This is a genomic window from Nocardioides phosphati (genome assembly GCF_014646375.1).
Lineage (GTDB): Bacteria > Actinomycetota > Actinomycetes > Propionibacteriales > Nocardioidaceae > Nocardioides > Nocardioides phosphati.
The window spans coordinates 431,344-451,490 of the sequence record NZ_BMNI01000001.1 but is presented as its reverse complement, the minus strand read 5'-3'; the positions used below and the strand labels follow the sequence as shown (position 1 = coordinate 451,490).

General features: G+C 69.9%; 25 protein-coding genes and 1 tRNA gene. 9 read left to right on the top strand and 17 right to left on the bottom strand.

All coding sequences use genetic code 11. The features are described from left to right. Nucleotides 1-5: 5 nt before the first annotated feature. The 7 genes from IEX47_RS02245 to IEX47_RS02215 form a co-directional block, all read right to left on the bottom strand. The gene (locus tag IEX47_RS02245; RefSeq protein WP_056890682.1) at nucleotides 6-209 is read right to left on the bottom strand and encodes a hypothetical protein; all 204 of its coding nucleotides are present in this window, start codon (nucleotides 207-209) and stop codon (nucleotides 6-8) included. 76 nt (nucleotides 210-285) lie between these two features. Continuing rightward, on the bottom strand, nucleotides 286-1,200 hold the full coding sequence (locus tag IEX47_RS02240) for a type II secretion system F family protein (protein WP_188782344.1): 915 nt from the start codon (nucleotides 1,198-1,200) through the stop codon (nucleotides 286-288). Continuing rightward, nucleotides 1,197-2,129, bottom strand: a complete 933-nt coding sequence (locus IEX47_RS02235; protein WP_188782343.1) for a type II secretion system F family protein — start codon at nucleotides 2,127-2,129, stop codon at nucleotides 1,197-1,199. The genes IEX47_RS02240 and IEX47_RS02235 overlap by 4 nt, the downstream gene beginning before the upstream one ends. Next, nucleotides 2,126-3,802, bottom strand: coding sequence for a TadA family conjugal transfer-associated ATPase (locus IEX47_RS02230; RefSeq protein WP_188782342.1), 1,677 nt, complete (start codon nucleotides 3,800-3,802; stop codon nucleotides 2,126-2,128). The genes IEX47_RS02235 and IEX47_RS02230 overlap by 4 nt, the downstream gene beginning before the upstream one ends. Next, nucleotides 3,799-4,638, bottom strand: coding sequence for a MinD/ParA family ATP-binding protein (locus IEX47_RS02225; RefSeq protein ID WP_188782341.1), 840 nt, complete (start codon nucleotides 4,636-4,638; stop codon nucleotides 3,799-3,801). The genes IEX47_RS02230 and IEX47_RS02225 overlap by 4 nt, the downstream gene beginning before the upstream one ends. Before the next feature lie 3 nt (nucleotides 4,639-4,641). Then, nucleotides 4,642-5,346, bottom strand: a complete 705-nt coding sequence (locus tag IEX47_RS02220) for an SAF domain-containing protein (protein ID WP_188782340.1) — start codon at nucleotides 5,344-5,346, stop codon at nucleotides 4,642-4,644. 304 nt (nucleotides 5,347-5,650) lie between these two features. Beyond that, nucleotides 5,651-6,109, bottom strand: a complete 459-nt coding sequence (locus IEX47_RS02215) for a helix-turn-helix transcriptional regulator (protein WP_188782339.1) — start codon at nucleotides 6,107-6,109, stop codon at nucleotides 5,651-5,653. Nucleotides 6,110-6,985: 876 nt separating this feature from the next. Between IEX47_RS02215 and IEX47_RS02210 the strand changes: the two genes are divergently transcribed. The 5 genes from IEX47_RS02210 to IEX47_RS02190 all read left to right on the top strand — a co-directional run bounded on the left by IEX47_RS02210 (nucleotide 6,986) and on the right by IEX47_RS02190 (nucleotide 9,336). Further along, on the top strand, nucleotides 6,986-7,393 hold the full coding sequence (locus tag IEX47_RS02210) for a hypothetical protein (RefSeq protein WP_188782338.1): 408 nt from the start codon (nucleotides 6,986-6,988) through the stop codon (nucleotides 7,391-7,393). 124 nt (nucleotides 7,394-7,517) lie between these two features. Then, nucleotides 7,518-7,673: a hypothetical protein gene (locus tag IEX47_RS02205; RefSeq protein WP_188782337.1), complete on the top strand. Its 156-nt coding sequence runs from the start codon at nucleotides 7,518-7,520 to the stop codon at nucleotides 7,671-7,673. Beyond that, complete coding sequence (locus IEX47_RS02200) at nucleotides 7,670-8,383, top strand: hypothetical protein (protein ID WP_188782336.1); 714 nt, start codon at nucleotides 7,670-7,672, stop codon at nucleotides 8,381-8,383. Before IEX47_RS02205 ends, IEX47_RS02200 begins: the two co-directional genes overlap by 4 nt. Nucleotides 8,384-8,492: 109 nt before the next feature. Next, nucleotides 8,493-9,008 carry a thermonuclease family protein gene (locus IEX47_RS02195; RefSeq protein ID WP_188782335.1) on the top strand — a complete coding sequence of 172 codons (516 nt, stop codon included), beginning with the start codon at nucleotides 8,493-8,495 and terminating at the stop codon, nucleotides 9,006-9,008. A 94-nt stretch (nucleotides 9,009-9,102) separates the two neighbouring features. Further along, the gene (locus IEX47_RS02190; RefSeq protein ID WP_188782334.1) at nucleotides 9,103-9,336 is read left to right on the top strand and encodes a hypothetical protein; all 234 of its coding nucleotides are present in this window, start codon (nucleotides 9,103-9,105) and stop codon (nucleotides 9,334-9,336) included. 206 nt (nucleotides 9,337-9,542) lie between these two features. Here the strand turns inward: IEX47_RS02190 and IEX47_RS18055 are convergent, their stop codons facing one another. After that, nucleotides 9,543-10,424, bottom strand: coding sequence for a hypothetical protein (locus IEX47_RS18055; protein ID WP_188782333.1), 882 nt, complete (start codon nucleotides 10,422-10,424; stop codon nucleotides 9,543-9,545). Nucleotides 10,425-10,638: 214 nt separating this feature from the next. Between IEX47_RS18055 and IEX47_RS02180 the strand changes: the two genes are divergently transcribed. Together IEX47_RS02180 and IEX47_RS02175 are read left to right on the top strand one after the other, a co-directional pair. Next, nucleotides 10,639-10,992 carry a hypothetical protein gene (locus IEX47_RS02180; protein ID WP_188782332.1) on the top strand — a complete coding sequence of 118 codons (354 nt, stop codon included), beginning with the start codon at nucleotides 10,639-10,641 and terminating at the stop codon, nucleotides 10,990-10,992. Continuing rightward, complete coding sequence (locus IEX47_RS02175; RefSeq protein ID WP_188782331.1) at nucleotides 10,982-12,511, top strand: hypothetical protein; 1,530 nt, start codon at nucleotides 10,982-10,984, stop codon at nucleotides 12,509-12,511. The genes IEX47_RS02180 and IEX47_RS02175 overlap by 11 nt, the downstream gene beginning before the upstream one ends. Nucleotides 12,512-12,964: 453 nt before the next feature. Here IEX47_RS02175 and IEX47_RS02170 read toward each other — a convergent pair. Beyond that, nucleotides 12,965-13,038 (bottom strand) — tRNA-Met (locus IEX47_RS02170). A 332-nt stretch (nucleotides 13,039-13,370) separates the two neighbouring features. On the opposite strand from IEX47_RS02170, the gene IEX47_RS02165 reads away from it, so the two are divergent. After that, complete coding sequence (locus IEX47_RS02165; protein ID WP_188782330.1) at nucleotides 13,371-13,835, top strand: YdeI/OmpD-associated family protein; 465 nt, start codon at nucleotides 13,371-13,373, stop codon at nucleotides 13,833-13,835. Nucleotides 13,836-13,903: 68 nt separating this feature from the next. On the opposite strand, the gene IEX47_RS02160 is transcribed toward IEX47_RS02165, so the two are convergent. The 5 genes from IEX47_RS02160 to merA are packed head-to-tail and all read right to left on the bottom strand — an operon-like array spanning nucleotide 13,904 to nucleotide 17,927. Further along, nucleotides 13,904-14,863: a cytochrome c biogenesis CcdA family protein gene (locus IEX47_RS02160; RefSeq protein ID WP_188782329.1), complete on the bottom strand. Its 960-nt coding sequence runs from the start codon at nucleotides 14,861-14,863 to the stop codon at nucleotides 13,904-13,906. Next, entirely contained in the window at nucleotides 14,863-15,438 is a 576-nt protein-coding gene (locus tag IEX47_RS02155; protein WP_188782328.1) for a TlpA family protein disulfide reductase, read from the bottom strand. Before IEX47_RS02155 ends, IEX47_RS02160 begins: the two co-directional genes overlap by 1 nt. Before the next feature lie 3 nt (nucleotides 15,439-15,441). Further along, complete coding sequence (gene merT, locus IEX47_RS02150; protein WP_188782327.1) at nucleotides 15,442-15,753, bottom strand: mercuric ion transporter MerT; 312 nt, start codon at nucleotides 15,751-15,753, stop codon at nucleotides 15,442-15,444. Between the two features lie 33 nt (nucleotides 15,754-15,786). Beyond that, nucleotides 15,787-16,455 (bottom strand): organomercurial lyase MerB, encoded by a 669-nt coding sequence (gene merB / locus IEX47_RS02145; protein WP_188782326.1) that lies wholly within the window; start codon nucleotides 16,453-16,455, stop codon nucleotides 15,787-15,789. 38 nt (nucleotides 16,456-16,493) lie between these two features. After that, nucleotides 16,494-17,927, bottom strand: a complete 1,434-nt coding sequence (merA, locus tag IEX47_RS02140; RefSeq protein WP_188782325.1) for a mercury(II) reductase — start codon at nucleotides 17,925-17,927, stop codon at nucleotides 16,494-16,496. A 101-nt stretch (nucleotides 17,928-18,028) separates the two neighbouring features. Here merA and IEX47_RS02135 point away from each other — a divergent pair, with 101 nt between their 5' ends. Next, entirely contained in the window at nucleotides 18,029-18,418 is a 390-nt protein-coding gene (locus IEX47_RS02135) for a heavy metal-responsive transcriptional regulator (protein ID WP_188782324.1), read from the top strand. Between the two features lie 82 nt (nucleotides 18,419-18,500). On the opposite strand, the gene IEX47_RS02130 is transcribed toward IEX47_RS02135, so the two are convergent. The 3 genes from IEX47_RS02130 to IEX47_RS02120 all read right to left on the bottom strand — a co-directional run bounded on the left by IEX47_RS02130 (nucleotide 18,501) and on the right by IEX47_RS02120 (nucleotide 20,070). Next, nucleotides 18,501-18,674 (bottom strand): site-specific integrase, encoded by a 174-nt coding sequence (locus IEX47_RS02130; protein ID WP_188782323.1) that lies wholly within the window; start codon nucleotides 18,672-18,674, stop codon nucleotides 18,501-18,503. A gap of 403 nt (nucleotides 18,675-19,077) precedes the next feature. Then, nucleotides 19,078-19,569 (bottom strand): hypothetical protein, encoded by a 492-nt coding sequence (locus IEX47_RS02125; protein WP_188782322.1) that lies wholly within the window; start codon nucleotides 19,567-19,569, stop codon nucleotides 19,078-19,080. Nucleotides 19,570-19,755: 186 nt separating this feature from the next. Then, nucleotides 19,756-20,070, bottom strand: a complete 315-nt coding sequence (locus IEX47_RS02120) for a sulfate permease (RefSeq protein ID WP_188782321.1) — start codon at nucleotides 20,068-20,070, stop codon at nucleotides 19,756-19,758. Between the last annotated feature and the right edge of the window lie 77 nt (nucleotides 20,071-20,147).

The window sequence follows — 20,147 nt, the reverse complement described above, 5'->3', positions numbered from 1 at the left end:
GCGGCCTACTTGATCTTGGCGGACTCGCTGGTCACGAAGAACTTGATGGCCGCGACGACGATGCCGACGATGACGATCACCGCGCCCGCCCAGATGACCTGCTCGATCGTGACGGAGCCGCGCTCGTCGCGCTGCCTGGTGACGCGGTCCTCGAGGGAGGCGAGCGTGGTCAGCGCCGCCAGCTGGAGGGCGATGAAGAGCTTCAACATCGGGGTTCTTCCTTCCTGGTTGTTCGGGTGTTGCGGTTTGGGTGACCCGGGTTCTTTGGGGTCGGTGTTAGGTCGGTCAGGTGGTGAAGCGGAGCATCGAGGGGGCGACGAGGATCGCCAAGAAGACGACGCCGAGCAGGCTGGCGGGGATGTACATGCGCTCAGAGGTGGCGTTGGCCTTGCCGACCTCGGCGCTGAGCATCGCCGAGCGGAGTGCAGCGGCGCGGGCTCGGAGGTTGTTGTAGATCTGAGCGCCGTCCTGGCCGGATTGCTGCATGATGTCGGCGAGGTCGTCGAGCTCGGGGACGCCGAGCTCGTCGGCCAGACCGTGCAGGGAGTCCCACGGTGCGCGGGTCATGTAGCGGGCGCGGCGCAGCTCGCTCTCGATCCGCTTGAACACCCAGGTGTCGCCAACCTCGGCCGCGGAGCGCAGCGCCTGCTGGCCACTGGATCCGTCGCGTACGCCGGTGGCGACCATGTCGATGTAGGCGCCCAGCGCTCGGCTGAACTCGATGCGGGCCTTCTTGGCGTCGTCGGCGGCGTTGTAGTTGGGCATGAACCAGAACAGCGCGGCCAGGGCCAGCGACCCGAGGGTGGGGATCGCGAACGGTAGCGGGAGCCCGATCAGACTGAAGAACCCAGCCAGCAGCGGCGGCATGATCAGCCCGAGCATCGCCCAGACGACCTTCTCGCCGTAGAACCGGGTCTCACTGATCTGCAGGAGCGCCAGGTCCTTGCGGGGCGTGTGTGCCCAGGCACCGCCGGGCAGGTTCTTCAACGCCCACAGGCCGATCCGATCGACCGCCGATCCGGTGTCGGTGCCGGCGTCGTCGAGGCCGTGGGCGCTACGTCGGGGCACGACGTGGTCGGGCGAGAGACGGTCCAGGGCGTCGACCAGATCAGGGTCCGACCGCGCGAGGCGCCACACGAGCAGGGCGAGGGCCAGCCCGAGGAGGGCGCCGCTTGCGAGGGCGATCTGCAGGCCGGTCATGCGAGCGCGCCTTGGTTCTCGCTCGGTGCCGTGCGCTGGGCGGCGCGGTGCGCGTTGCGGGCCTGGAGGTCGAGGAACCGCGGGAGCGGCTTGGCGACCGCCATCCGGCGCATCCACAGCAAGGTCGCCACGTAGGCCGAGAGCAGGACGGCGAGGATGACCTGGCCGAGCGGGGACCCGTAGGGCTCGATGTAGTCGCCGGTGAACGCGAGCATGCCGAGCACACCGAGGGTGATCACGGTGACGGTGCGGGCGGTGGTGCGGGGCTTGGCCTGGTCGGCGGCGATCTGGCGGCGAGCGCGCACATCGGAGGCGACGGTCTCGGCGAGGGCGTCCAGCGCCTTCGACAGTCCGGCCTGGCCGCGGCCGCTGGCGGCCAAGATCAGCTGGCTGGCCACGACATCGCCGGTGGAGTCGTTGAGGTCCTCGGCGAAGGCGCGCAGCACGTCCTCGGTGCTGGCGGTGCTATTCCACAGCCGGGAGACCATCAGCCCGACCTCGCGTTCGATCGGCGCCGGCGCGGACTGCAGGGACCTGATGAGCGCCGAGCGCAGGGACTGGCCGGCGGTCAGCTTGCCTGAGAGGGACCGCGTCCACTCCTCGAGCGACTCGAGCTTCTCGATGCTCGCGGCCGCCGGCGGGGGCGTGAGCAGCAGCGGGATACCGATGATACCGGCCGGGACGAGCACGATCGCGATCACCCAGCCGGTCACCAGCGCGACCAGGAGGCCGGCCACGGCACCGCCGACCATCAGCATCCGGGTGCGGCGGTCGAGCCGGGCGAACCAGCTCCCGAGCCGTCCGAACGGGGTGACGCTCCGGGCGGGCCGCTGCGGCTTGGGCGGTGCCGGGATCATTGCGTAGACCATCCCGATCAGGCCGATGACGATAAGGGCCCCGAAGACGGCGGGCAGGAACACGGTGCTCATGAGGTGGCCACCCCCGGGTTGGCCAGGGACTCGGCCTTGTACGCCTCGAGGTCGAACCCATGCCTCGCCAGCTCCTGGGCGAGGAAGTTGTCGAGCTTGCCTGTCGCGACAGCCTGGCCGAGCTGGTTGGGGGCGAAGATCGGGGTGGTGGCGTATCCCCTGGCGGCGTCGATGCTGGGCTGGACGACCAGGACCTCCTCGACCCAGCGCTGCTTGCGGAAGGTGCCGTCGGGGTTGGGGATGACCTCCGAGCGCAGGTACATCACGATGTCGATCGCGGCGGCGAGCTTGCTGATCGCCAGATCGCGGGTGACCTGGGGGCCCTTCTCCATGGCGCAGGAGACGAGCTTCTCGATGGTGTGCTCGGCGCTGCGGGCGTGGGTGGTGCTGATCGAGCCCGGGCCGGACTCCATGGCCTTGAGCATGTTCCAGACCTCGGGGCCGCGGACCTCGCCGACGATCTGGCGGGCGAGGCTGAACCGGAAGGAGTGGTGGATGGCCTCCTCGAGGCTGAACTCACCGGCCTGGCGGCCGTCGATGCCGACCTCGCCGGATCCGGGGCGGTGCTCCCAGGCGTGGACGATCTTGTGCCTGTCGACCAGCTCGTGCAGGTGCAGCTCGAACTCGGTCTCGAATGTGCCGATCATCTCCCAAGGCGGGATGCACGAAGCCAGGGCGCGGACCCACGTGGTCTTGCCAGAGCCTTGGACCCCGGACACGACGATGCTCTTGCCGGCGCGCACGCAGGCGGCGACGAAGTCGGCCAGGACCGGGCTACACGCCTTGCGGTCGTAGACCATCTCGTCCATCGACACCTCGCGCATGCCGTGGCGCCGGATCACCACCGAGGTGCAGGCCATCACCCAGGAGCCGGCCGCGAGCCGCGCTCCCCCGGGCAGCCGGAGGTCCAGGTGCGGACGGGCCTCGGTGAAGGGCCGGTTCTGCCGTGCGCCGAGATCGGAGAGGAACTCGCGCAGCTCGTCCTCGGAGTCGGCGATCGGGGCGGCCTCGACCAGGGTGCCGTCGGTGAGCTCCAGCCACACCGAGCAGGCCGGGCCGCGGGCGATGACGATGATGTTCTCGACGTCCTCGCGCTCGACCAGCGGCTGCAGGCGGCCGAGTCCGAACAGGGCGGCGTGGAGGGCGGACTTGAGTGCCTTCTCCTGGTCCTTCGACCACGGGGGCCGGCCGGTGGAGACCAGCGTCTCGGCCTCGGACTTGATGAGCTCCTCGATGACGTCGAGGCCCATCTGCTCGCGGTCCTCTTCGGTGACCCGGCCACCTTCCTTGTCGAGTCGGGCGGTCAGGCGCGAGGAGATCTCGGCGCGGTACTGCGCGACCAGCTCCCAGTCCAGCTCGACTTCGCCATCGGCGCCGTGGATGTGGTGGTGCTCCTCTGCGGGCACCACGAGCGGGCGCAGGCTGAACTCCGAGCGGGCGCGGCCGGGCGGCTGCCCCTCGCTGTCGCTGGTCCAAGCGGAGGCGAAGATCGGCAGCGAGGTCGGGTCGTGGTCCTCGACGACCGGCGGCTGGGGCGGCGGGGTGCCGTTGATGCTGCCGCGGGCGAACGGGGAGGTCTGCTCGCGGTTCGCGGCGTGGCGGGCCTCGAGCCACTCGTCGGCGCGCAGCGGGTCACGGCCGTTGGTCTCCGGGTGGTGTCCGTTGGCGCTCATGCGTGGCCTCCGTTCGTGGGAGCGAGGGCTGCCTGGTTGGCGCCGAGGATGGACTGGATGATGGCGGTGCTGGCGCGGTAGCCGCGCAGCAGTCCGGAGGACTCGAACTTGCGGGGCTTGCGAGCGCCATGGGAGTAGAACTCGGCTACCTCGGGCTCCCAGTCCACAGAGGCGACCACGGGGATCTGCAGGGCCTTGGCGATGTGGCGTGCGGTGTAGGGCCTCACTCGGGCGCCGGTGGGAACCGTGGGCCAGCGGCGCTCCTCGTCGACGAGGAGGACCCCGAGACGAGATAGGCCACCGACCGCGGCGAACTGTCCCCGCAGGGTCTTGGCCCAGCTTGTCGCGCCGGCCAGTGCCGGCAGCGAGCTGCGGGTGACGAGCAGGGTCAGGTCGGAGGCGGCGATGAGCGGCTGTGCCGAGCCGGCGAGGCCGAGCCGGCCGGCGTCGACGATGACGTCCTGGTCGTTGCGCTCGAGGGTGCGCAGCTGCTCGGTGAGCGGATCCCACAGGGGCAGCAGGCTGGGGGCCTGCTCGTGGGCGCGGATACCGGGCAGGAACCAGGCCGATCGCTCGGCCGGCGCTTCGGGGTCCAGCAGCAGCGTCTCGCGGGGCAAGGCGTCGGCCAGTCCTCCATCGCGCAAGGAGAGGGCGAGGTTGATCAGGCCACCGGTCGGCTCCTGTGTGCCGTGGAAGTAGCCGGCGAAGACCGAGGAGGATCCGGTTGGGTCGGCGTCGACCAGGAGCACGGGACGCGGCCAGTTGAGGGTGAGCCCGAGCGCCGTGGTGGACACGCCGGGCGAACCGCTCGCGGAGGCCAGGACGATCAGCGCCATTCCTCAGCGCTCCCGGGCGTCCAGGACGAGCGCGACCCGGCCGGTGGCGGCGCGGGCCGCAAGGTCGGCCGCCTCGCTTTCGGGCACCGAGACGTCGACGACGGTCTCCCCCGTCTCCTCGACCCGGCTCACACCAACCACCGTGGCCTCGATGGTGACGGGCTCCTTGTCGGTGATCTCGCCCTGGTCTCCGGGGGTGGTGACGATCCGGACGACGTCGCCGCCGTAGAGCGGCTCCGAGGGCATCTGGGCGGGAGTCAGGCTGATGCCCACCAGGGACTCCCCCTCACCCGGCACCAGGTTGTCGGCGACTGCCTGCTCGGTGAGCAAGGTGCCGGCCCACAGGTCGACGGCGGCGCGACTGCCCTCGAGCTCGGCCTTCTGGCTGCCGGGAACAGGCGTCAGCGCCGGGTCGACGCTCACGCGCACGATGGCGAGGTCACCGGCCTCGATGGTCTCTCCTCGCGCGACGTCCCGGTTCACGACGAGGACCTCCTGCGTGTCGCTGACCGAGGTGTAGGCAAACGCGGCGCCAAGCGCTCCGGCGGCGACCAGCACCACGCAGATCGCGAACAACAAGGGCCGACGGCGTCTTTTCGCCCGGGCGGTGGCCTGCTCGCGACCGACCGTTTCCTTCGAGGCAGCCGGCGCCGGGCCGCTCGGCGGCGGGCCTCCAGAAGCGGTCTGCGAGGTGGTGTCCAGCGACATCAGTCCGAGTCCTCTCGTCTCTCGATCACCTATGTGTCAAGACAGGCCGGGGCGATCACCATGACCCAATTTCATAGGAACACACTAGTGCATTCTTATCGAGTTCTGGTTTCTCCACAGGGGGCGGAATCCGAGAAATCATCGCCAGAGTCCTCTGCAGGAGGGGTCGCGGCCCAAGTCCCCCGATGGAACTGGGCGTCAGCGCGACCGAACGCGCGGATCCATGAGACCACATTCGTCCGGGTTTCTCCCGTGCCGATTCCGCCCCTCGTGTCCAGCGGCAATCATCCGTGCAGGTACTCAGCTACCGAGGCTTGGTCCGGCCCTGCCGCTGTCGGCGGAGGCGCTGCGCTTCATTGAACGCCATCGCGACGACGTCGGCCGGTTCATGGAGAACGCGCCCGAGTGCCTCGAGCGTGGAAGGCCCGGGCAGCCGGGTCCATCGACCTTGCTCCCAGGAGTAGTACGTCGGTGCCGACAGATTCGACCGGGCGACGAGCTCGGGCACGGTCAAGCCAGCCTGCAGGCGCAGCGCCCTTAGGTCGGGGACCTCGCCGTCAAGGTGGATCAGCCGGAGCGCCGGGATGTCGAGGGCGCGAGCGAGCTTCACCAGGAAGTCGGGCCGCGGCACCGAGGTACCGAGTTCCCAGCGTGAGACGCGCTCTCCCCCAGCTGCGCCAACGAGTCGCGCCAGCTCGTGCTGGGTCAGACCCGCCTTCTCTCGGGAAGCCCGCAATGCTGAGGGATCGACTCCGGAAACCATCGCCGCCGAACACTATCTGCATGCCCTCGTCGATCTTCGTCAAGGTCCGCACACAGAGCAGGGCGAGTTCGAACCCGCTGACGACGGTTGCTCGCACGCACCCCGACCATCCAAGGCACCACGCTCCGGAGTTGGCTTGTTCGCGCTGTACGCCAAACCTGCACGAGGGAGCTTCGGCCGCTGTTGATCGCTCCCAGCCTCGTGCCTGACTTAGGTGGCTAGGAAGCGAGGTGGACCACGAGCACATCCCCAACTGAGAACCCGGGTCCCGGAGTCGTCATCTTCACCCCGTGCGGCAACGCCGCGCTCGACCATCTGGCCGCCTCCTTGGCGGCCGAGTGCGACGGCTCCCCAACGAGCATCGCCAACCTCCTTGAGCGTGTACTGGAGGCCGACATCGAGGACCTTGCCGGATCTCTCAGCGAGGCCGCCCATCCGCCAGTGCGAGACGGCCGTCCTAGCCGCGACGTCGAAGAGGTCGGTCAGGAGGCCGACAGCCCGGCCCGCCGTCGACTGAGGGCCCGCGCACCGCTCGCCGGCGGCGGCGCAGCCGACACGCCCGGCAACGGCATCACTCGCTGAGCAGAGTTCCGCGGGCATGCAGTTCGTCACTCCCCCACCGCCGCGGCGAGCCTTCGGTAGGCCGTCCGTCCCCGCAGGCCAACGCGTTGACCACGCGGCGGCAGATATCGCCACCCGTCGTGCATCAGGGCCGCCTGGTCGTCCACGAGCCGCTCAGACTCCCGCCCGACGACCCCCGGCGGAAGGCCCTTCCCGGTTTATCCACAGCCGTGCGCTCGCGCCAGGCGAAGGCCCGCACGATCAGCGAGACTCGACCCATAGAGCCATAGACCCAGCGGACCGAAGGAGCAGCGGGTGGACGACGGTGGCGGACTCGAGGCAACAGCGCACGCGAATGCGGCCCGCGAACACGTCTTCGGCTTCAACCGGATCACGATGTGGCAGCGGGACCGGATCCCGGCCGAGACGTCTGACCAGCTCGCCGAGTTCGCCGACATCGCGGCCGCGCTCCCCCAGGCGTGCTCGCAACTGTCCAGCGCCCTCGAGCAAGCCCTGGCCAGCCAGGAGCTCAGCATGGACTCGATGACCGACGAATCCGATCCGTCCATGGCGATCGGCGTCGCACGACTCCATTTGGAGGAGGCGCGCGGCCTCGCGCTCGACCTCCACAAGCACCTCGACGCCGCGCGCAACGCCACCGCCCACATCATCAGCCATGGCGTCGACGACGGCCAGGAGTCGATGCCCTGGGACCAGCCCTAGGAACAAGCACCGGGCGTCGGAGAGCCGGCGCCAGATCCAGATTTCCTCGGCTCGGTGATCGCCCCGGCGGGCCGGGCTTCCTTTGGTGACTGAGACATGTACCCGGTCCACCAAGGAGCTGCCCGTGAGCACGCCCACTGATACCCCCGACCGTGACCCTGTCCAGGAGGTCCGCGATCACCTCGAGCAGGCACTGGCCTCGCTCGACCGGATGCGCGAGGTCCTGCCGCCGCCCAACAGTTCTCGGGCGCCCGAGAGCGGAGGAGACGAATCGGCATGACGTCCACCGACACGACGCTGCGCGCCGCCGACGCCGTCTTCGTCGCCGAGCGGGCCGTGGGCCGCGCCCGAAGGGTGGTTGAGGACATCCAGACCTCGATCACCTCTGCACTCCGCGTGCTCGACGACGCCGAGCTCGACGCAGCCAAGGCGAGACTCACCGACCGCGGTGACTTCTACCTCGAGGCGGCCAGCGAGCACCTGGGTCGACTCCAGACCCGCTGCAACGGTATGCCGGAGCTGACCCGCGAGCTGTTCGGGCACCTCAACCACGCTTCGGAGTCGCTCAACGAGGCCCGTGGCGTCCTCGATCTGGCAGACACCTCCGATCCCGTCGTCGCGGGCGACGTCGCGCAGCTGAAGCCACGCATCGCGGTCGTCGGCGAGATGGTCGCGCTTGCCAAGCCGGTGGCGCAGCTCGCCGCCCAGCACGTCGACAGCGCGCGCCGAGTCAGCCAGGACGTCACTCCGCCGGCGCTGCTCGAACCGGTCACCCTGGACCGCAGCATCCGCACTGCCGGCAAGGAGCTCGCCCGCGCCGATGAGGACGTTCGTCTCCTCGGGGACGTCGTCGACCACGCTGCCACCAGCGCCCGGCAGTCGGCCGGCATCGCCGCCGAGATCTCCGACAACGCCCGCCACCGGATGTCCGAGCACGGCCGGAACCCGGTTACTAGTGCCGCCCCGACCGCCGGGTCCCCGGCTCGTTGAGGGGGAGGAGGACGCCATGGACCTCGACCCTGGCGGCCGGCACCTTACCGGCCGGCGCCGTTATCAGCGGGCTCGACGTCGACGAGCGGCCCCAGCTGCGGGTGGTCAGGTGAAAGCCCTCGGCGGCATCGCCACCGCGGCGATCGCCGTCCTCGCCGCCGGCGGGATCAAGGCTGCCCTGCCCGCCGACCCCGCTGGCAGCGAGGCGAACGCCACCCGAGTCCGGGTCGTGGCGGTCCTCGACGGCGACACGCTTCGCGTCGAGGACCTCGACGGAGGCGATCTCGGCCGAGTCCGCCTGCTCGGCATCGAAGCCCCCGAAGTCGCCCATCCCCCGACGCCGGCCGAGTGCTACTCCACCGAAGCCACCGAGCAGCTCGAGCAGCTGGCACCGGTCGGCAGCACCGTCTTCCTCACCACCGACACCGGCCAGCCCGACCGAGACCGCTACGGCCGGATGCTGCGCTACGTCGACCACGCCGGCACCGACGCAGCCCGCGAGCTCCTGGCCGCCGGCGCAGCACGGGTCTACGACACCGACCAGCAGCTCGCCCGCGAGACCGACTACGCCGCGGCCGCACAGGACGCCCACAGCGCCGAGACCGGCCTGTGGGGCAACTGCTGAGCACCATGTGATCGCCCCCACGCCTGGGCCGGACTTAGGAGACCAGGAGGACTGGCGCAGCCGGTGCCGGTCCGCGGATCCACTGGGAGTAACCATGAGCGACTACACCGCTCGCGAGGAAGCAGCACTTGAGGAAGAGGCCCGCCAGCGCGCCGAGGAGATCCGGGCCACGGAGGAAGCCGCCGCGCAGGCCGCGGCACCCGATACCGGCCCCTCCCCCGACGCCGAGATCGCGCAGGTCCAACGATCGGGCCGGCAGCACGACCACACCGACACCGCCGCCTACCAGCGCCCCCAGCTCGGCCGCCGCCGCGGCCCGCGCCGATAGGCCAGGAGGTGTCAGCGATGGCTGCCCCGATCACCCCGGCCGCCCCCAGCCAGTCGACCGTGCGATGAGTCGCCTGCTCGCACAAGCTCGGCCCGCTGACGTGCATGAACCACAAGCCGCACGTAGGGGACGGCCGCAGCTGCGTCCACCACTCGACGTCCGGCTTCCAGGACGACGACTAGGTGCGTGGACTGCCCACGCGCGGCTCAGCCGGGGACCAGGTGCAGCCGCGGCCGCTGAGGCGGCTCCGCGGCCGCGTCGAGGCGCTGCAGCCGCTCGAGCGTCATCGGATGCCCGTATCGGCGCAGCAGCCCCGCCAGCACCCCGCCCAGCCCGAGCTCGACCACCAGCTGGTCCGCAGCAACCTCCCCGCGGGCCTCGATCACGCGGCCAGCCGCCGGCACCAGGTAGGTCAGCGCGATCACCGCCCCACCCAGCAGCCCCGGCCAGGTCCGGCCCTCAGCGACCGACTGCACCACGCAGATCACGCCCACGACGCCGCGCAGCGTCCAGGCCACCCGCATGAACGGCAGCCAGGCAAACGCCCGACCCACACCGCGGAACGTGGCCACCACCATCCGCCAAGGCGTCGTGGCAGCCAGCACCGCAGCCTCCAACCGCGGCCGGATCGCCCGACGCCGACCGACAGCATGCGCAAGCACCGCCACAGCCTCCGCGCCGGTCACGCCGCCCCGGTAGGTCCCCTCCACCAGGCCCGACGTGATGACCACCTCCCGGTGCCCGATCGCCAACGCCACCGGCGTCTGCGGCCGCTGCACACGACGCACGTACAGGGAACCGACGTCGACGCCACGACCACCCAGCTCAGCCAAGACCGGCGCCATCACCCGGAACTCGGCCTCCGTCGCCGGCCGCGACCGAGTCAGCAACCCGATCGCCACCACCTCGAGCTGGCCCAGCGCCAACGCGCCCAGCACGGCCGCCGAGGCCAGGAACAGCACCAGGCCCAGGGCCGGCGGGAGCAGCGCGAACACCGCCACGGCGAGGAGGAAGCTCACCAGCAGCGCAGGCCCCAGGGTCACGACCCTCAGCACCGTCATCGGGACCTTCATCTCGACCACCTCCATCGGTCAGCACTAGTGCGAATCTCTCGACTTTGCCGCGGGGTGATCGTCCGACGACCTCCGCGCGACCTAGGCGAACGTGACCAGTCTGTGCCCAACCGCCGACACCAACGGAGTTATCCACAGCCCCAATCCACGCCAGAGCAGGGACCGGCCCCGCCATGGGTGCATGGACCACACCCGATCCCGGACCACTCCGACCGAATGGAACCACCCCGTGCACACCCTCACCGCCGATGACACGTGGGACCGCCTCGGCTCCATAGCCCAGCTGCTCCACCAGGCCGCCACCCGCGTCTGGGAAGGGGCCGAGCCCGACTCACCGCTGCAGTCCCTGGGTCTCGGCGTCTACCTGCTACAGGCGCAGGCCAGCTCGCTCCTCCCCGAGAACTACCAGCTGCCCGACGTCGACCAGGAGGACCTAGAGGGGCAGAGCGCGCTGCAGCTGCTCACGGCCGCGGAGGAGCTCACCCGGCCGCTCCCAGCCCACCGCCCCGACCTGGTCAACAGCTCCCAGCTGGTGGTCGACCTGTGCGACCTGATCCGGGAGGCACGCGACCTTGGATGCTGACCGCCGACGCGGCTTCGCCGACGTCGACGACGCGCTCTTCGACACCACGCAGATCCCGCTCACCTCTCGGGACATCCGCACCGTCGGCGAGCTGCTGCACGACGTCGACCACACCGCGCGCCACCTGCTGATGGACGTCGCCGGCGACGACGCCGGCCGGCTCCTCCACGGCTGGCCCGACCTGGTCACGGCCGCGTCGTCGCTGTGGAGCAGCCTGCCCGGGCAGGGATTCGGGGCAGGCGCGCACACCCGCGATGAACCCATCACCCGCCTGGTCTCGGTCGGGGACGCGATCGGCAGGAGTTTGGGCAGCAGCAGCTGGCCACAGGCGAGCCGGCCCGATCGGCGCATGACTCAGATGACCAGGACCCTCGGTCACGCCAGCGACTTGGTGCACCGCTACGGCGCCGACATCCCGGTCCAGCGCGCCGAGAGCTTCCGCGACCTCGAGGCCGCTCGCGCCCGGATCATGCACGCCCTGTACGTCAGCGCCCACGCCGTTGGTGTCTCCCTGCACCAGCACGGCCACAGCCGGTACCAGGCCGCGCTCGGCACTAACCGGCCCATCGAGCTCAACCGGCGTCACTCCCCCTACGCCGTCCCGCCGACCACCGAGTGGATCCGCCGCATGGCCGTCTCCGAGGCGGCCGCGGGCAGGTACCTCGACGGACGGTTCACCCAGGCGCTCCGGGGCGAAGCCAACCGACCGATCGAGGACGACACCCGGATCTCCCGGGCCCTCGCCGGGTGGGACATCCAGGCCCACCGCACCCTCGCCTCCGACGCATGGCCGACCAACATGGTCCTCATCGCCCGCACCCAGGGCCTCATCGCCGGCGCCGCCATGGTGCTCGTCGACGCGGCCCAGCACGCCGGCCACCTCGAGCCCACTGACCGGCTCTCACCGACGATCGCCGAGGCCGGCCGTGCCTGGAGCAACCTCGCCAGCCGCTGGGGCGACCTCACTGCCCCAGATGATCGTCTTGACCCCGACCTGATGCGCACGGCCGCCGAAGTTCGTGCCGCCTACCGCGAGCTGACCCACGCCTCCACCACAATGGCCAGCCTCGATGTCATTGCCGCCGGGCCCGGCCTTCTGCCCGGCATCGACGCGACCCTCCACACACTCGAGTCAAGCTCGGAGTTGGCGTATGTCGTCGCGGAGAAGGCCGAGGCACCCAACCTGACCGGACCAGCTCGAGCGCTGTCCATCCGGGCGCACAACGACATCGAGGCCGGCCTGGCCACTCAGGCTCCCGACGGGGACGTCGTCTGGGTCTCCCCCCACGACATACTTGCTCGCCGAATCGTTCCCGCACCCAGGCCCGTCGTGGACGGTTTGCGTCAGGCCAACCTGAGGACGGTCGATGCCTGCCACAGCGCAGCATCGGCCTCCGCTGCTTACTGCAGGACCCCAAAGGCAAGCCTCGTGCAGCAGGATGCTGGGGTCCTTGAGCAAAGGGCAGCGGAGCGGCAGCCGCGCGTGCATGTGCCTCCTGAGCGGCACAGGGGTCGATGAGGGGATTCGTCACGCCGGGTTCTTCGGACGGACACCCCCGTTCGGTGGCTTTCCCACGTCGTGGCCGGACGTGGTGGCAGGCGCCAGCAGACCACCATCGAGGCCGCGCGACTTCCACTCGCGCGGCCCAGGATGCCGGGTTCCATGGCGCCGGGGTAGCCGGTCCCCAAGTCTCGTTGCCTGCCTGCCAATGAGTGGGCCGCGACTTCTGCAATGACCCATCGGGCGGCATCGCTACCCCCAGCCCGTCGTGGGCGGACGTCGGTGGAACGCATCGTATCGTGCTGCAAATTCCAGGCCCATCCACGGCTATCCAGCCTCATCCACTACCGAATCGAAGAGCACTCAGACGGCAGCGCTTGCGGACAAGTTGCGGACAAGCGGCCCTTGGGAAAGCAAGAGGCGGCTCCCGGATCTCTTCGGAAACCGCCTCTGACCTGCACTTTTGCTTTGTAGCGGGGGCAGGATTTGAACCTGCGACCTCTGGGTTATGAGCCCAGCGAGCTACCGAGCTGCTCCACCCCGCGTCGGTGAGACCACTCTAGCCGATCGCCAACCCCACCCCTAATCGGGGTCATGGGCTGATCCTGACCGGCCAGATGCCCTCTGACCTGCGCGTTTGTCGCTGGTGTCCACTCCCCGGAGGGCCTGGTCACACACAACTTCACAACTTGTCGTACGAGCGGGCGGGTTGCGCGCTCGCATCGAGACTACCGGACGCTACCGACAGGTCCCGGTGGTTTGTGGAGGGTTTGTGGAGGGTGCTCGAATCGGCGCCGTGGTTGTCGGACTCGCCATTCCCGGACCCGGGTCAAGTCCATCCCGCCGCGCTCGTGGCGGAGGGTGGCACTCTGAGTCCATGAGCAGGCAGGAGCGGTTCCGGACCTCAGTCGCTGTCGATCCCCGCGGGCGCACGCTGATCTTGATTCCGTTCGACCCCGACCAGGCGTGGGGTTCCAAACCGCGCCACCCGGTGACCGGGTCGGTGGATGGTCGATCGATGCGCGGCGTCATCGAGAAACGCGAAACCGGACCGGTCATCGCACTCGGGCCCGCATGGACCTGCGAACCACTGGCTGGCGGCGCCGAGGTCGACGTCGTGCTTCAGCTGGAAGGCCCCCAACGGGCCGACCTCGCTCCCGACATCGCGGCGGCTCTCGATGCCAACCCCCTTGCGGCGGCGTCGTTCGACGCCCTCGCGCGGTTCTATCGAAAGCAATGGCTGCGATGGATCGACTCCACCAAGCGCCGGCCTGACCAGCGCCCGATCCGGATCGCTGAGATGATTCGCCTCATCCGGGAAGGACACAAGGAGCGTCCATGATCCGGCTCGGCACCGGCAACCCCGCCGTGAGTCTTCGGGACCACCTGGCACTACTGCCGAGCGTCCGTCTAGCCGAGGTCGTGGTCTCGGCGAGCCGTGACCTGCTGCGACTCGTCGGGACTTGAGAGTGCGGGGGCGCAGCAGTCCTCGGGGTCGGGCGACGTCTCGCTGCTTGCGGGAGCCGGGGATGCTGGGCGGTGCCGGTTCTTGCGGTGAACAACGACCAGGATGAGTGCGCTGAGGACGGCCACGGTTGCGGCGACTGCGACAGGCTGACCGTGGGACTGGACCCACGTAGCGACGGTCGCGGCGAACCGGGCCATGGGGTTGCCAGTTGCGGAACTGCCGCCGGTGACCGCGGCGGGGTACCAGTACCAGGCCAGGTAGGCGCCGGTCAGTACCAGCACGATGGCGGTGATCCTGGGCCCGAATCTCGCCATGCTTGCCGCCCAGCGGGTAAGTGCGCTGCCCGCGAGCGCGGTGGCAATGGCGAGGAGCAGCAGGATCGTGGCGGAACCGGCGGCGTACGCGGCGAAGACGACGAGCAGGCCGGTGTAGGTGGCGGTCGCCTGGGATTGGGCGATCACCGCGAGGAGCAGTCCGCTGGTGCAGGCCAGCGAAGCGGCGGCGAACCCGATGCCGTAGAGGATCGACTGGCCGGCACCGTGCCTGCCGGCTCGTGGGCGGACGCTGCGGCCAGGAACTCGAAGGCCCAGCGAGCGGCCGGTGAGCATGACCAGGCCGAGCACCAGGAGGACCACTCCGAGGATCAGGCCCAGCCAAGGAGCGGCGTCGATGATCGCGTGGGCGCCGGCGCTGACGATGAGGCCGACGACGACCAGGGTGCCGGCGAAGCCGAGGGTCAAGGCCAGGCCCGCGAGCAGTGCGCGGCTCAACCGCGTCGGCAGGGCAGCGGTATCGGCATTCCCGGCGGTCAGGGAGATCCAGGCCGGCAGCAGCGCGAACCCGCACGGGTTGACCGGGGCGACCATGCCTGCCGCGAATGCGAGGGCGAGCAGCCCACCCATCAGCCGGTCACCTTCGCCAGCTCGGACCGGATCGTGTCGGCCGACGGCTCTACCGCCCGATAGACGACCTTGCCACCGGCGTCGACGATGACCACCGTGGTGAGCGACGTGACGCCGTAGCGCTGGAACAAGCTGCCGTCGGAGTCGCTGGCAAAGGCAAGCGAGGTCGCTTTGTTTGTGCTCAGGAATCCCTTGATGTCCTCGATGGACTCTCCGGGGACGATGTCGACGGCGGCGAAGTCCGCCACCGCTGAGCGGTCGGCCTGGACCTCGGCCAGGGCCGTGGCGGTGGGGCCGCACCCGCCGCACTCGACGCCGAAGAAGAGCAGCACGGCTGGCCGAGCGCCTGGCAGTTGGAGCGAGCCGCCGCCGATCTTCTGGGCGATGAAGGTCGATGCGGTGGTCCCGGCGGTCGGAGGGTTGCTGTTCGCTGCGGTCGAGGTGTCCTTGGTGAGCCCGCCACAAGCGCTGAGGAGGAGGGCGAGGGCGCCGAGCGCAAGCGGTGCCGCGTAGCAGCGTCGCCGGAGTCGGGACCGGCTGGAGATCGTGGTTGAGGTGCGGCGAGAGGTGAGCAACGGTCAGCGGTCCTGTTCTCGGGCGTGGCCCGGTGTGGTGGAGTGGTCGGCGGGAGCAGTGGGTGCGCAGCAGTCGTGGGTGGCGTTCGAGCGTGTGCGGCGCGCAAGGAAGACGACGATCACGACGGCGAGGCCGGCCAGGCCGATCACCCAGGAACGAGCCAGCCAGCCGCCGAGCACGGCGAGCGAGCCGGAGGCGATCAGGGCGGGTCCGGCGCAGCACAGGATCATCAGCAAGGCAGCGCCCCCTCCCAGGAGGACTCCGTGGGTCGAGTCGGCGCCGTTCTTCTGCTGGCGCGGTGGCTGGTTGGTCATCGGTGCTCGGGGTCCTTTAATCGATGGTTGCGGTCAGTGGGAGCAGCAGTCGGCGGTCGCCGCTGCTCCGGTGGTCTGTCGGGTGTCGCGCGGACCGAGGGTCTGCGAGGTGAGTGCCGCGCCGAGCCGGTACGCGTCCGCGACCGGTACGACTTCGCCGCCAAGGTGCTTCGCCAGCCAGGGCCGGGCGTCCTCGGCGGAGGTGAAGTAGTGCACCTGGTTGCAGAACGACGAGCGGATCGACGTCATGTCGGCAGGGTTGACCAGGGACACCACCGCGGCGGCGGGTTCGACGGCAGTGACACCCTCCGGCCCGACGGTGACCCGGATCGGCTCGCCGCTGACGGGTGAGGCGGACTCGATCCGTGCGGCCCGGTCGAGCAGGGTCGGGAAGATCAGGGTGTCCAGGGCGCACCAGGTGTAGAGCTCCTGGCCGTCGACGGTGAACCGGTGCGGCGTCGGGCGCAGGGTCAGGCCCTGCCCGATGATCCGTCCCTGGTCGTCGTACTCCGTGTCCGGTACGGCGGCCAGGCGGTCGCGGATCTCCTCGACGGTCAGGGTGGTGGCCGCAGCCAGGGCGGTGACCTCGACCGGGTCCCCGGCGGCGAGGAGCCGCAGCAGCGGCACCAGTACGGCGAGGTCGAGGCCGGACTGATCGGGGGTGGCGAGCCGCGCCATCAGGTCGCTGCTGTGGTTGGTCATCGTGTCTCTCATTCCTGGGTTCTCGGAGGTTGGGCGCGTCAGGAGGCGCAGCAGGACAGCTTGGAGACGTCGGTGGTGAAGGACTGGGCGGCGATCTTGATGCCCTCGGCCATGGTCAGATACGGCGCCCACGAGTGCGCGACCTGATCGATCGTCATCCCGGCGTTGAGGATCCACACCCCAGCGGCGGCAAGCTCGCCCGCATCCTTGGCGACCGCGGTCAACCCGAGGATCCGTCCGGTGTCCGCATCGGCGACGAGCTTGATGAACCCGCGGGTATCGCGATTGACCAGCGCCCGGGGCACGTACTGCAGTGGCAGCACCCGGCAGTCACACCGAATGCCGGCCGCCAGGACCTCCTCCTCGGTCATCCCGACCGACCCCAGCGCCGGGCTGGTGAACGTCACCCGGGGCAGGTGGGCGTAGTCGACCGAGCGATCCGCGTCACCGAAGGCGTTGTCGACCACCATGGCGCCGTGGTTGGCCGCGACATAGACGAACTCGCGGTGTCCCGTCACGTCGCCGGCGGCCCAGATCCGAGGGTTGGAGGAGCCGAGCTGGTCGGTGACCACGATCTCCCCGTCATCGCCGGTCTTGACCTCCACTGCTCCGAGGTTGAGACCCTCGGTGACCGGCCGGCGACCCATCGCGACAAGGAACTTGGCGGCACGGAACTCCTGCCGCCCACCGGACACCGATGCCGACGCCACGACCTCGCCGGTCGCTGCGTCGTACTCCACGCGGTCGACGACAGCGCGTCGTACGACGCGGATGCCCTCGTCGGCCAACACCTGCTGCAGCGCCTGGGATGCCTCCGGCTCCTCCTTCGAGGCGAGCCGGGACCGGACCACCATCGTGACCTTCGAACCGAGGCGGGCGAAGAGCTGCGCCTGCTCAAGCGCGACGTAGCCGCCGCCCAGCACCAGCAGCGACTCGGGCACCTCGGTCAGTTCCATCGCAGTGGTCGAGGTCAGGTACTCGACTGTGCCGAGGCCTTCGATCGGGGGGATCCAGGCAGTCGCGCCCGTGGCGACCAGGTAGTGCTGGGCCTCGATCACCTCACTGCCGCCGTCCTCGGAGACGATGTTCAGCACCGGCGCATCCGGGGTGCCGTCGAAGGTGGCGTCGCCGTGGACGATCGGCCAGCCGTAGGCGTCGGCGACGGCGACGTACTTCTCGGCCCGCAGCGACTCGACCAGCGCTTGCTTTCCCTCGATCAGATCGGGCATGTCGACAGGCCCGGTGGCGGCTGTGATGCCGGGGAACCGGGCAGCATCGGCCGCGACGTGGCGCGCCTCGGCCGCCGCGATCAGGGCCTTCGACGGGACGCAGCCGGTGTTCACGCACGTGCCGCCGATCGTGGAGCGCTCGATCATCACCACCCGCTTGCCCAGACCGGTCGCGCGGATGGCGGCCGCGTACGCCGCACCGCCCGACCCGATGATTGCCAAGTCGACCGTTCGCTGTCCCATGTGTTCCTCCGCCGTCGGTTGGGATTGGTGTCCGATGCGGCCATACTGGACCTTCCAGTACGGGGGAAGGTCAACTGCGACCTGGGTCGCAGGAGGAAGTCATGCGGATCGGAGAGCTCGCCGAGGCAGCCGGCACCACCACCAAGACGCTGCGGTTCTACGAGGAACAAGGCCTCCTCCCGCCCGCTGAGCGGACCCCCAGTGGCTACCGCGACTACACCCCCGACGTCGTGGGCCGGGTGGACTTCATCCACCGCGGCCAAGCCGCGGGCCTCACGCTCGCTCAGATCGGTCAGATCCTCGAAATTCGCGATCGCGGCAACGCGCCGTGCGGTCACGTTCGCGACCTGCTCGACGCACGCCTCGCCGACCTTGAGGATCAGATCACGCAGCTGGTCGAACTCCGCGACACCATCACCGCGCTGCGCGACCGGGCCGACGACCTTGAGCCCGAGACCTGCTCTGCCGACCAGGTCTGCCGCTACCTATGACGGGAACCCGCGGCGGGGTGACGCCCGGCTCGTCGTCTCAGCCGGCAGCGCAGCAAGGGGCCGGTTGGCGCCCGTCGCGACGTTACAGGCCGAGGTCGCGGCTCGTGGTCGTCACCATCGCCTCCGCCGGACGGATGTAGTGGTTGAGCAGCGTTCCGAGGTCGCGGTGGCGCGTCTGGGCGGCGATGCGGTCGATTGATGCGCCGTTGACGGCAGCAGTCGTCGCATGTCCGGCGCGCAGGGAGCGGCCGGACACAGGGATGCCGGCGAAGCCGGCCGCGCTGGCACGCTCTTGGACCGTTCGGCGGATCGCCCGGGGCCGATTCGCTCGACGGTCGGGTGGTTCCGATAGAAGACGCGCGTGAAGAGCGCCCCAGGGCCTGGCGGCCTGACGTCGAGTGCCCGGATCGGGTCGGTCAGCGGTTTGCCGCCGCGAGCGACCCCGACGAGTTGGCCGCGGGCGTCCTGGTCCGTCTTCGACCGGCGGGTGTGGATCAGGATGCCGCTGGGCTTGCGGAGGATGTCCTCGATGTTCAGCGCGGCGACTTCGCCGGGCCTCCTCGCCGAGGCGTAGCCGACGAGAAGGATCGCGCGGTCGCGCTTGCCGATCGCCGTGCCGCGGTCAATCGACGAGACGATCTGGCCGAGCTCAGCGACGGTCAGCGGGTGGGTCTGTTGGCGCGGTGCGACGCCCCTGATCCGCCGCAGCCCGCGACGTACCCGTCGGACGACGACGTCTGCCGTCGGGTCGGCGAGTCCCTCCTGGTGGTGACGGTGGGCAATGCGGAGCAGTAGCCGTCGAGCGTCCCGAACGTGAGGCCTGCTTCGGCCCGCTCGGCGAGGGAGGCGGCGAGCGCCTCCGGTGGCGCGGGAGCGGGTTGATGCCCCGGCCCTGGCGCCAGCGGTCCCCACTTGCGCCAGGCGCAGTCGCAGGTTGCGCGGGTCGACGCCGCGAGTTCGGCTTCGATGACGGTCGCGATCCGTTCGGCGTCGCTGGCGGTCAGGGACACTCCGCTGTCTGAAAGCGGGAGTTCCTCAAGGCGGATGAGTGAGTTCGTCATCACCCCCACTCTCAACGACGCCTCGCCGTCCGGATGAGGCGTGACGTCGATGACTTCCCCTGACATGGGGACACTCGGGTCGTCGATCACGGCGGCTCTCTCCTCGTACGCGGTCCGTTCTGAGCCACATGGCTCGATCGGAATCGACCCGATCGACGGACGCCGACAGAAATGACTCGCTCGCGGGAGTGGGCTCGTGGAGCCAACGCTAGTGGGACGCGTGACACGCGCCGCCGTTGAACCCGTCAGGAGGAAGTACCCGATGTCGCGCAGCAACTAGGTCGCGCGCGGCAGGACGAACGTGTTTCGCAGCCACCAGAAGGGACTCAAGAGGGCCGCGATCGCGAACTTTGCCGCATTCCAGAAGAACAAGAACACCAGGACGTTGAGCCAGCCGAAGCCGGGACGGGCGGCGAACTCGATGGCGAGCGCGGTCAGGCCGAGGTAGGCGGGGGCGGCGACGAGCGCGAGCGGGATCGCCCACTTGACGCCGCCCGTCGAGCGCAACCAGTCGACTGCGCGGTTGGTGGGCATGTAGAAGCGGAGGTAGCCGCGGATCGCGGCGCTGAGGTGCCAGAGTGCGGTGAGCATGAGCGTCTCCTTCGGTCGGGGCTCAGCTCCTCACTACTCCCGCGGTCCGACAGGGCGGGCGCACCATCGCCCCTGGT

Excerpts from the sequence above, each read along its gene's own strand:
- IEX47_RS02120 (WP_188782321.1), bottom strand. The coding sequence starts at position 20,070 with ATGCTCACCGCACTCTGGCACCTCAGCGCCGCGATCCGCGGCTACCTC.
- IEX47_RS02240 (WP_188782344.1), bottom strand. The coding sequence starts at position 1,200 with ATGACCGGCCTGCAGATCGCCCTCGCAAGCGGCGCCCTCCTCGGGCTG.
- IEX47_RS02245 (WP_056890682.1), bottom strand. The coding sequence starts at position 209 with ATGTTGAAGCTCTTCATCGCCCTCCAGCTGGCGGCGCTGACCACGCTC.
- IEX47_RS02225 (WP_188782341.1), bottom strand. The coding sequence starts at position 4,638 with ATGGCGCTGATCGTCCTGGCCTCCGCGAGCGGTTCGCCCGGCGTGTCC.
- IEX47_RS02200 (WP_188782336.1), top strand. The coding sequence starts at position 7,670 with ATGACGTCCACCGACACGACGCTGCGCGCCGCCGACGCCGTCTTCGTC.
- IEX47_RS02165 (WP_188782330.1), top strand. The coding sequence starts at position 13,371 with ATGAGCAGGCAGGAGCGGTTCCGGACCTCAGTCGCTGTCGATCCCCGC.
- merT (WP_188782327.1), bottom strand. The coding sequence starts at position 15,753 with ATGACCAACCAGCCACCGCGCCAGCAGAAGAACGGCGCCGACTCGACC.
- IEX47_RS02220 (WP_188782340.1), bottom strand. The coding sequence starts at position 5,346 with ATGTCGCTGGACACCACCTCGCAGACCGCTTCTGGAGGCCCGCCGCCG.
- IEX47_RS18055 (WP_188782333.1), bottom strand. The coding sequence starts at position 10,424 with ATGGAGGTGGTCGAGATGAAGGTCCCGATGACGGTGCTGAGGGTCGTG.
- IEX47_RS02135 (WP_188782324.1), top strand. The coding sequence starts at position 18,029 with ATGCGGATCGGAGAGCTCGCCGAGGCAGCCGGCACCACCACCAAGACG.
- IEX47_RS02160 (WP_188782329.1), bottom strand. The coding sequence starts at position 14,863 with ATGGGTGGGCTGCTCGCCCTCGCATTCGCGGCAGGCATGGTCGCCCCG.
- merB (WP_188782326.1), bottom strand. The coding sequence starts at position 16,455 with ATGACCAACCACAGCAGCGACCTGATGGCGCGGCTCGCCACCCCCGAT.
- IEX47_RS02190 (WP_188782334.1), top strand. The coding sequence starts at position 9,103 with ATGAGCGACTACACCGCTCGCGAGGAAGCAGCACTTGAGGAAGAGGCC.
- IEX47_RS02215 (WP_188782339.1), bottom strand. The coding sequence starts at position 6,109 with ATGGTTTCCGGAGTCGATCCCTCAGCATTGCGGGCTTCCCGAGAGAAG.
- IEX47_RS02235 (WP_188782343.1), bottom strand. The coding sequence starts at position 2,129 with ATGAGCACCGTGTTCCTGCCCGCCGTCTTCGGGGCCCTTATCGTCATC.
- merA (WP_188782325.1), bottom strand. The coding sequence starts at position 17,927 with ATGGGACAGCGAACGGTCGACTTGGCAATCATCGGGTCGGGCGGTGCG.
- IEX47_RS02230 (WP_188782342.1), bottom strand. The coding sequence starts at position 3,802 with ATGAGCGCCAACGGACACCACCCGGAGACCAACGGCCGTGACCCGCTG.